Genomic DNA, 9,588 nt, shown 5'->3' on the forward strand with positions numbered 1-9,588 from the left:
CAGGTTTTGCGGCCCCTGCGGGGCCGATCGCAGCCTCGCGGGCTCGGCAGCGGCTACGGGATCGTGGAGGGCAATTCAACCATGGACACCACTCTGTGTAGCCGCTGCCGCAGGCTGCGATCGAGGACGAAGTCCTCGCCAGACCGGCGCATGCGGTGTGCCAGGCAGAAGGCGCTGTCAGGTTTTGCGCCGGCTGCGCCGTCGATCGCAGCCTCGCGGGCTCGGCAGCGGCTACGGGATCGTGGGGGGTCGTTCAACCATGGACACCGCTCTGTGTAGCCGCTGCCGCAGGCTGCGATCGAGGACGAAGTCCTCGTCAGACCGGCGCATTCGGTGTGCCAGGCAGAATGAGCCGTCAGGTTTTGCGGCCCCTGCGGGGCCGATCGCAGCCTCGCGGGCTCGGCAGCGGCTACGGGTGCTACGGGTGCTACGGGTTCAGCGTTGCATGCCCCAGCGTTTCACGGTGACTCGCTCCAGGGTGTCGAACACCAGGTTTTCCACCAGCAGGCCGATCAGGATCACCACCGCCAGGCCGGCGAAGACTTTGTCGGTGTACAACTCATTGCGGTTCTGGAAGATGTACCAGCCCAGGCCGCCCTTGCCGCTGGTGGCGCCGAATACCAGTTCGGCGGCGATCAGGGTGCGCCAGGCGAAGGCCCAGCCGATTTTCAGGCCGGCGAGGATCGACGGCAGCGCCGCCGGGATCAGGATGAACAGTACGAAGCGCATGCCCTTGAGCCCGTAGTTGCGCCCGGCCATGCGCAGGGTTTCGGAAACCCCGAGAAAGCCGGCGTAGGTGTTCAGGGCCAGGGCCCAGAGCACCGAATGCACCAGCACGAAGATCAGGCTGTTCTCCCCCAGGCCGAACCACAGCAGGGCCAGCGGCAGCAGGGCGATGGCCGGCAACGGGTTGAACATCGAGGTCAGGGTGCTCAGCAGGTCGCGGCCCACCTGGGTCGACACCGCCAGGGTGGTCAGGGCAAAGGCCAGGACGATGCCGATCAGGTAACCCTTGAGCAGCACGACCAGGGAGATACCGACCTTGCCCAGCAGCTCGCCGCTGAGCAGGCCGTCGTACAGCGCGCTGGCGGTCTGCAAAAAGCTCGGCAACAGCAGGTCGTTGTTCTGGTAACGGGCGACGGCCTCCCAGAGCAGCGCCAGCACGATCAGGATCAGGCTCTTGCGCAGCCAGCCTTGCTGCCACAGGCGCTGGCCCAGCGGCAATTCACGCTCCAGTGGCACCGCCAGCAAGGGTTCGAGGGCAACTTCGTATTCCTGGCGAACAGGTGATGAATGGCTCATCGGGCGTTCCTCCTAAAAGCTCAATAAGCGATACGAATATCGGTGAAATCCAGCTCGCGCTCGGTTTCCGGCGACTGGCCTTCGTCGAACAGCAGCCGGTGGATGCGCCGCGCCGTCTGCTGGAACGCCACGCCGCCGAGGCTTTGCAGGTCGTACTGATGGCTGTGGATTTCCGCCCGCACCCGCCCCGGATGGGGCGACAGCAGCAGGATGCGATTGCCCACCACCAGCGCTTCCTCGATGGAATGGGTGACGAACAGCAGGGTGAAGCGCACCTCTTCCCAGAGCAGCAGCAATTCCTCCTGCATCTTGCGCCGGGTCAGGGCGTCGAGGGCCGCGAAGGGTTCGTCCATCAGCAGGATCTTCGGCTGCATCGCCAGGGCCCGGGCGATGGCCACCCGCGCCTTCATGCCGCCGGACAGGGTGTGCGGGTAGGCGTCGGCAAACGCCGCCAGGCCGACCTTGTCCAGGTAGTGCAGCGCGCGCTCCTCGGCCTCGCGGCGGTTGAGGCTGTTCGACGCCAGCAACGGGAACATCACGTTCTGTTTGACGGTTTTCCACGGCGGCAGTTGGTCGAACTCCTGGAACACCACGATCCGGTCCGGCCCCGGCTGGCTGACTCGCTGTCCTTGCAGGCGAATCTCGCCCTCGCAGGGCTGGATGAAGCCGGCGACCGCCTTGAGCAGGGTCGACTTGCCGCAGCCCGAGGGCCCGAGCAGGACGAAGCGGTCGGCGGGATCGATTGCGAAACTGACCTGGTGGGTGGCCCGCACCACGCGCTGCGGGGTGCGGTATTCCAGGCTGACCTGGTCGACCGCCAGCAGCGCCTGCGCTGCCGCGGTCGGGTTGCTGGCCGTGTGGCCTTGCAAGGGGGCGTTCATGGCGATCAGCTCCCTTGCAGCGGCGTGGTGTCCTGGAAGAAGTAGTCCTTCCACGATTGCGGCTTGTTCTTGATCGCACCCACGCGGTAGAGGAATTCAGCCAGCGGGTAGGTATTTTTCGGGGTAACGGTGAACTCGAACTGCGGGTTGTCGATGATTTTCAGCAAGGCCTCGCGGTCGATCTTGGCCTTGGTCACACGGATGTAGGTATCCGCCGCCGCGCCCTTGTCCTTCTGGGCGAAGTCGGCGGCCTCGGCCAGCGCCTCGACGAAAGCCTTGTAGGTTTTCGGGTTCTCGGTACGGAATTTCTCGGTGGCGAACAGCACGGTCGGCGAGTTCGGGCCCAGCAGGTCGTAGGTGTTGAGCACCACGTGCACATTCGGGTTGGCCAGCGCCTGGTCCTGGAATGGCGGGTTGGAGAAGTGCCCGGTCAGCTCGGTGCCGCCGGCGATCAGCGCCGCCGTGGCGTCCGGGTGCGGAACGGCGATGGTGTACTTGTCCAGGCGATTGAACTCCTTGTCGCCCCACTGCTTGGCCGCCGCGTACTGCAGGAAGCGCGACTGCACGGAAACCCCCACCGCCGGTACCGCGATGCGGTCCTTCTCGGTGAAGTCGGCGATGGTCTTGACCTTGGGATTGTTGCTCACCAGGTAGTAAGGGAAGTTACCCAGCGACGCCACGGCCTTGACGTTCTGCTTGCCGTGGGTGCGGTCCCAGATGGTCAGCAGCGGACCGACGCCGGCCCCGGCGATGTCGATGGAGCCGGAGAGCAAGGCGTCGTTGACCGCCGCGCCGCCGGACAGCTGGGTCCAGTCGACCTTGATGTCGATGCCCTCTTCCTTGCCGTGCTTCTCGATCAGGTTCTGGTCGCGCACCACGTTGAGCAGCAGATAGACGATGCCGAACTGTTCGGCGATGCGGATCTCGCCTTCGGCATGGGCCGCCGTCGGCGCGACCAGGCCAGCGGCCAGCAGGCTGAAGCCCAGGCCGATGGCGGCCGCCAGTTTGCCCAGGCGCGGGAGGCGTTGAGTAGGTTGGGACATGGTGTTTCTCCTGCCGTGGGTGGCCGATCAGTAAGGGGCGTCGCCCTGGATGGTGGTGCGGTACAGCTTGCGGCGCAGGTGGCTGGGGCAGCCGGCGGCCAGGTGGATCAGCGAGCGGTTGTCCCAGAACACCAGGTCATGGGGCTGCCATTGGTGGCGGTAGATGTTTTCCGGCAGCACGCTGTGGGCGTACAGCTCGGCCAGCAGCTGGCGGCTTTCGTCTTCCGGCAGGCCGACGATACGGGTGGTGAAGCCTTCGCTGACGAACAGCGCCTTGCGGCCGTTTTCCGGGTGGGTACGAACGACCGGGTGCACCACTTCCTGGACCTGGGCCAGTTGCTCCGGGGTCAGGGTCGGGCGCCAGTTGCCCTCGAACTTGGTCTCGCTGTAGCGCGCGGTGTAGGAGTGCGCGGCAGAGCGGCCTTCGACCGCCTTGCGCAGCGCTGCGGGCAGGCTGTCCCAGGCTTTGTGCATGTCGGCGAACAGCGTGTCGCCGCCCTCGGACGGCAGCTCCTGGGCATGCAGCATCGAGCCCAGGCTCGGCAGTTCCTTGTAGGAGAGATCGGAATGCCAGAACTTGCCGGCGTCCCCCAGGCCGATGGACTGGCCGTTCTCGATGATGTTGGAAACGATGAGGATTTCCGGGTGCCCGGCCAGCAGGAACTGCTTGAGCACGTGGATCTGCAGCACACCGAAACGGCGGCTGAAGGCGATCTGTTGTTCGGGGCTGATGCGCTGGTCGCGGAACACCACGACGTGATGATCCAGGTGCGCGCGGTGGATACGGGCGAAATCCTGGTCGTTGACCGGCTGGGCCAGGTCAAGGCCGACGATCTCGGCACCGACGGCACCGCTGAACAGGCGGATATCAAAAGCTTGTGCGGCGATGGGCGCGGCACTTGGAGACAGTACGGACATAAATCACTCCCACGCAGAGCACGCCCGGTGGCGCGCGCGTCGATCAGAAACTCACGGAGGTCCCGTGTGGGTTCATTTCGTGCGGCGCGCCGATTGGTCGGCAGGTACGCAGGGAGTCGACTTTATAGATATAAGAACTTAACTTTAAATACCGTTAGTGAATAACGATATGGCGATTCAGGCGGAGAAATAGTGGGGACCAAAAGGACGCTATCGCGAGCAAGCTCGCTCCTACAGGTGCATGAGTGCCCTTGTAGGAGCGAGCTTGCTCGCGAAAAGATTCAAAGATCTACGGGCAATCCCTGCCCTACGACTCTCGGGCTACGGCCTCAACGCTCGTGCAGCGCCTCGGCGCGAGCGCGGATGATCGGCTTGAGCAGGTAGCTGAGCACGCTTTTCTTGCCGGTGATGATGTCCACCGAGGCGACCATGCCGGGGATGATCAGCAACGGCTTCTCATCGGTGCCCAGGTGGCTGCGGTCGGTGCGCAGCTTGATCACGTAGTAGGTGGTCTTCTTGTCTTCGTCGGTGATGGTGTCGGCGCCGATCTGTTCCAGCTTGGCCTTCAGGCCGCCGTAGATGGTGTAGTCATAGGCGGTGAACTTGACCACGGCTTCCTGCCCCGGGTGCAGGAAGGCGATGTCCTGCGGGCGGATCTTCGCTTCCACCAGCAGGGTGTCGTCCAGCGGCACGATCTCCACCATGTCGCTGCCCGGCTGGATCACGCCGCCGATGGTGTTGACCATCAGTTGCTTGACGATACCGCGCACCGGCGAGGTGACCAGGGTCCGGCTGACCCGGTCTTCCAGGGCCTTGCCGGTGGCGCTGGCCTTGTTCAGTTCGGTGCGGGCCTCGTTGAGTTGGGTCAGGGCTTCGCTGCGGAATTTGCCGCGGGTTTCGTCGATCTTGCGCTGGACTTCCTTGATCGCCGACTCGGCACGGGGGATCGCCAGGGTGGTGGCGTCCAGTTGCCCGCGGGTCTCGACTTCGGCGCGCTTGAGCCGCAGCACTTCCACCGGCGAAACCGCGCCCTGGGCCACCAATGGCTCGGACATGGCGATTTCCTGGCGTTGCAGGCCCAGTTGCTGGCGGTACTGCGCCTGCTTGGAGGTGAACTCGCGCAGTTCCTGCTGCTTCTGGATCAGTTGTTCCTGCAGGCCGCCAACTTCGTCGTGCAACTGCTGGCGGCGGCTTTCATACAGGGACTTCTCGCTGGCGGCCTGGCCGGGCGCGGCCTCCAGGGCATCGGCCGGGAAGTTCAGCTCGCGGTTGTCGATCTCCGCGCTCAGGCGCTCGACCCGCAGGAGCATCGACAGCCGGTCGGCCTCGGTCTCGCCGACGTTGGACTTGAAGCGCGTATCGTCCAGGCGGATCAACGGCGCACCGGCCTCGACGATCTGCCCTTCCTTGACGAACAGTTCGGAGACGATACCGCCTTCCAGGTTCTGGATTTTCTGCACCTTGGACGACGGGATCGCCTTGCCCTCACCCTTGGTCACTTCGTCGATCACCGCGAAGTTGGCCCACAGCAGCAGGAACAGGAAGAAACCGATGATGCCCCAGATGGTCAGGCGGATAACCCGCGGCGCATCTTCGATCAGCGCCTTGTTGACCTCGGGCAGGGGTTGGTCGTGTAGCGACTCGGTGCCCTTGAAGTAACGCAGGATGGAGTCCTTCAAACCCGACTTAAGCAACACTGATCTGCCCCTTCTTCAACGCTTCCATCACGACCGCTTTCGGTCCATCGGCGAGGATCTGCCCGCGGTCGATCACCAGCAGGCGATCCACCAGCGACAGCAGCGAGGCACGGTGGGTGACCAGCACTACGGTCTTGGCTTCCACCACGGCTTGCAGGCGTTGTTTCAAGCGTTCTTCACCGGTGTTGTCCATGGCGCTGGTCGGTTCGTCGAGCAGCAGGATGGGTGGGTTGAGCAACAGGGCCCGGGCCAGGGCGACGTTCTGCCGCTGGCCGCCGGAGAGGTTCTGCCCGCGCTCGCCGACCTGCAGTTCATAGCCCTGCGGGTGCAGCCGGGCGAACTCATGAACGCCGGCCAGTTCGGCGGCCTGCAGCACCAGTTCGTCTTCGACATAACGGGCGCCGGAGGTCAGGTTGTCGCGCAGGGTGCCGGCCAGCAGCTGGATGTCCTGGGCCACATAACCAATGTTGTGGCGCAATTCGCTGACGTCGATCTGCCGGATGTCCACGCCGTCCACCAGCAAGGCGCCGGAGTCCGGGGTATACAGGCCCACCAGCAGCTTGGCCAGGGAGCTCTTGCCCGAGCCGCTGCGGCCGATGATGCCGATCTTCTCGCCCGGCTTGATCACCAGGTTGATGTTCTTCAGCGCCGGGTTCTGCTGCCCCGGGTAGGTGAAATTCAGCTGCCGGCATTCGATGGCGCCCTGCAGCACGTTGCGGCTCAGGGGGCGTTCGTCGAAGTTGCGCTCCTGGGGCAGCTCCATCATCTGGTCGACCGAGGTCATGGTCACCCGCGCCTGCTGGTAGCGGGTCAGCAGGCCGGACAACGAGGCCAGCGGGCTGAGGGCGCGGCCGCTGAGCATGTAGCAGGCGATCAGCCCGCCCATGCTGAGGTTGCCGTCGATGATCTGGTACACGCCGAAGACGATCATGATCACCCCGGCCAGCTGCTGGATCAGCAGGGTGATGTTCATCGCCAGGCTGGAGAGCATCTTCACCCGCAGCTCGAGGCGGCCCAGGGTGCCGATGGTCTGCTCCCACTGGTACTGGCGTTCGCTTTCGGCGTTGTTGACCTTCACCGCATCCAGCCCGGCCAGGGTCTCGATCAGGCTCGACTGGCGCTCGGCGCCCAGGGCCATGGTTTTTTCCATGGTGGCGATCAGCGGTTTCTGCAGCGCGTAGCCGATGCCCAGGGCGATCGGGAAGGCCAGCACCGGGATCCACACCAGGTGCCCGCCGAGGATGGCGATCACCAGGAAGATCAGCAGGGTGAACGGCAGGTCGATCAGGCTGGTGAGCGTCAGCGAGGCGAGGAAGTCGCGCAGGCTCTGGAACTCGTGGATGTTCTGGGCAAAGCTGCCGACCCGCGCCGGCCGGTACTTCATGGCCATGCCGACGATGCGCTCGAACAGCGTGGCCGAGATGATCAGGTCGGTCTTCTTGCCGGCCAGGTCCAGGCACAGGCTGCGCAGGCTCTTGAGGATCAGGTCGAACAGGTAGGCGCCGGTGATGCCGATGGCCAGCACCCACAGGGTGGCGGCGGCCTGGTTCGGGACCACGCGGTCGTAGACGTTCATCACGAACAGCGGCGCGGCCATGGCGATGACGTTGATCAGCAGGCTGGCGGCGATGGCGTCGGCGTACAGCCAGCGCGAACGCTTCAAGGTGTCGCGGAACCAGGAGCGGGCGCGGGGAATCAGCGAGCCATGGTTGACGTCGAACTTGTGTTGCGGCTGGGCAAAGAACACTTGCCCGCTGTAATCGTCGGCCAGCATCTGGCGACTGACGCTGACCTCGCCGCCGTCGCTCTCACTGAGCAGCAGGCGGGCCTTGTCTTCGCCCAGCCAGCCGAGCAGGACGGCGCTGCGGCCGTCCTTGAGCAAGAGCATGGCTGGCATGGCGATGGCAGGAATCTGCTCCAGCTTGCGCCGCAGCAGGCGCCCCTGCAGGCCGGCGCGAGCGGCGGCGCGCGGCAGCAGCTCGGCGCTCAGGCGCTGGGACGGCAACGGCAGGCCAGTGGTCAGCATCGCCGCGCTGGCCGGCTTCTGGTGCAGAGAGCACAGGGTTAGCAGGGCATCCAGCAGCGGGTCGTCATGCATGCCGCGTGGATCATGGCTAAGTTGCACTCGACTGACTTCTGATTCCACGCTCGGCACTCTTTAACTGTCTATTTGGATGAAATGTACTCAATTCATCCCAGGCAGTTGGACCTTGGGCTTCACATCGTTCTGCACGACTGAAGCCATGGGTGCGACCACTCCCTGGCTCTTGAGCAATTCGCCCATGGTCGCCTTGATTCGATATTGAGTAAATAACTGAATGTTCTTGATTTCCGCCAACCGACGCGAGGCGGTGAACAGTTCATTCTCGCTATCGAGCAAGTCGAGCAAAGTGCGCTCGCCCAGACTGAATTGCTTCTGATACGCCTCACGCACGCTGGCGCTGCGATCGACATATTGCTGGGCGATCGGCACTTGCGCATTGGCGTTGTTCAAGGCGTTCCACGCCAAGCCTAGCTCCTCATTCAGAACTCGCAGGGCGTTGTTACGAATATCCAGCGCCTGGTTGGACTGATAGGCCTTGGACTCCAGGTCGGCCTTGTTGCTGCCGCCGGCGAACAGGTTGAAGCGCATGCGCAGCATGGCCTGCCATTCGTTGTTGTGGCCGTCGATGCCGTCCAGGTTGTTGTCGGCGGTACGCCCAAGCTCGGCATCGAAGCGCGGGTAGAAGGTCGACTTGGCGGCTTCGTACTGCTTCTCGGCGGCGACGATGTCGGATTCGGCCGAACGCAGGATCGGGCTGTTTTCCAGCATCTGGTGCCGGGCTTCGTCGAGGGTGGCCGGCAGCAGGGCCATGAAGCCGACCGGGCGCTCCAGCTGGTCCGGCATCTGGCCGACGGCGCTGAGGTAGTTGGTCTGGGCATCGGCCAGGTTGGTCTGTTCGGTGATCAGGTTGTTGCGCGCCTGGGCCATGCGCGCTTCCGCCTGGTCGAGGTCGGCGCGGCTGCCGACGCCGCGCTGGGTGCGCAGCTGGATCTGATCGTAGATGCGCTCGTGATTGCGCATGTTGTCTTCGGCCAGGCGCACGAACTCGCGCCGGGTCAGCACATCCAGGTACACCTGGGCCACGGTCAGCGCGGTGCGCTCGGAAGTGCCCAGCAATGAGTACGCCCGGGAATTGACGGTGGCTTGTTGACGCCCGACCTCACTGGAGGTGGCAAAACCGTCAAAAACCATTTGCTGGAGACGTAAACTTGACTCGCTGCGGTTCAGCGTCTCCCAGTGATTGCTCGATCCTGCACGAGTGGTCGGGCTGTCGGTGCCTTCACGACCATAACCGCCCAGCAAATCGACCCGCGGCAAATAGCCGCCCTTGGCTGCTTTTAGCTGGTAATCGGCTGCCAGGCGGCTGTTCACCGCGGCCTGGATTTCCGGATGGACATCCAGTGCTTTCTGCATGGCTTCAGGCAGGGTTTGTGCTTGGACAAAACTGGCGGCAAGCAAGAAGGGTAAGGCTTTGAACAACTGCGGACGCATAGAGGAGGTTCCCAGGACTTCTTGTCCCAAATCACAGCAAAACGAGGTGCTGCATCGGATGATGGCAACCGGAATGACCGTATATCGGAAAGTTCAAACCATGAACTGGATCACACACTTTTAGACAGGTCGCCGCATGAATATCAATGTGACATTACCTTGACGATTGTTTAGGATGACACTCAGAAGGTCAATAGTTTGGCATATGGTTA

General features: G+C 63.6%; 7 protein-coding genes. All 7 read right to left on the reverse strand.

What is annotated here, in order from left to right; all coding sequences use genetic code 11:
• Positions 1 to 435: 435 nt before the first annotated feature.
• On the reverse strand, positions 436 to 1,302 hold the full coding sequence (locus PVZ78_RS23600; protein ID WP_025808568.1) for an ABC transporter permease: 867 nt from the start codon (positions 1,300 to 1,302) through the stop codon (positions 436 to 438).
• 20 nt (positions 1,303 to 1,322) lie between these two features.
• The gene (locus tag PVZ78_RS23605; protein ID WP_009046330.1) at positions 1,323 to 2,183 is read right to left on the reverse strand and encodes an ABC transporter ATP-binding protein; all 861 of its coding nucleotides are present in this window, start codon (positions 2,181 to 2,183) and stop codon (positions 1,323 to 1,325) included.
• Positions 2,184 to 2,188: 5 nt separating this feature from the next.
• Complete coding sequence (locus tag PVZ78_RS23610) at positions 2,189 to 3,226, reverse strand: ABC transporter substrate-binding protein (protein ID WP_053259170.1); 1,038 nt, start codon at positions 3,224 to 3,226, stop codon at positions 2,189 to 2,191.
• 27 nt (positions 3,227 to 3,253) lie between these two features.
• Positions 3,254 to 4,144, reverse strand: coding sequence for a TauD/TfdA dioxygenase family protein (locus PVZ78_RS23615; RefSeq protein ID WP_016705093.1), 891 nt, complete (start codon positions 4,142 to 4,144; stop codon positions 3,254 to 3,256).
• 329 nt (positions 4,145 to 4,473) lie between these two features.
• On the reverse strand, positions 4,474 to 5,841 hold the full coding sequence (locus tag PVZ78_RS23620; protein ID WP_023969889.1) for an HlyD family type I secretion periplasmic adaptor subunit: 1,368 nt from the start codon (positions 5,839 to 5,841) through the stop codon (positions 4,474 to 4,476).
• On the reverse strand, positions 5,831 to 7,987 hold the full coding sequence (locus tag PVZ78_RS23625) for a type I secretion system permease/ATPase (RefSeq protein WP_009046326.1): 2,157 nt from the start codon (positions 7,985 to 7,987) through the stop codon (positions 5,831 to 5,833). The genes PVZ78_RS23620 and PVZ78_RS23625 overlap by 11 nt, the downstream gene beginning before the upstream one ends.
• A 39-nt stretch (positions 7,988 to 8,026) precedes the next feature.
• On the reverse strand, positions 8,027 to 9,376 hold the full coding sequence (locus PVZ78_RS23630; protein WP_009046325.1) for a TolC family outer membrane protein: 1,350 nt from the start codon (positions 9,374 to 9,376) through the stop codon (positions 8,027 to 8,029).
• Between the last annotated feature and the right edge of the window lie 212 nt (positions 9,377 to 9,588).

It is taken from the genome of Pseudomonas sp. SBT1-2 (genome assembly GCF_028640875.1).
Classification (GTDB): Bacteria; Pseudomonadota; Gammaproteobacteria; order Pseudomonadales; family Pseudomonadaceae; genus Aquipseudomonas; species Aquipseudomonas chlororaphis_I.

Excerpts from the sequence above, each read along its gene's own strand:
- PVZ78_RS23600 (WP_025808568.1), bottom strand. The coding sequence starts at position 1,302 with ATGAGCCATTCATCACCTGTTCGCCAGGAATACGAAGTTGCCCTCGAA.
- PVZ78_RS23610 (WP_053259170.1), bottom strand. The coding sequence starts at position 3,226 with ATGTCCCAACCTACTCAACGCCTCCCGCGCCTGGGCAAACTGGCGGCC.
- PVZ78_RS23615 (WP_016705093.1), bottom strand. The coding sequence starts at position 4,144 with ATGTCCGTACTGTCTCCAAGTGCCGCGCCCATCGCCGCACAAGCTTTT.
- PVZ78_RS23605 (WP_009046330.1), bottom strand. The coding sequence starts at position 2,183 with ATGAACGCCCCCTTGCAAGGCCACACGGCCAGCAACCCGACCGCGGCA.
- PVZ78_RS23630 (WP_009046325.1), bottom strand. The coding sequence starts at position 9,376 with ATGCGTCCGCAGTTGTTCAAAGCCTTACCCTTCTTGCTTGCCGCCAGT.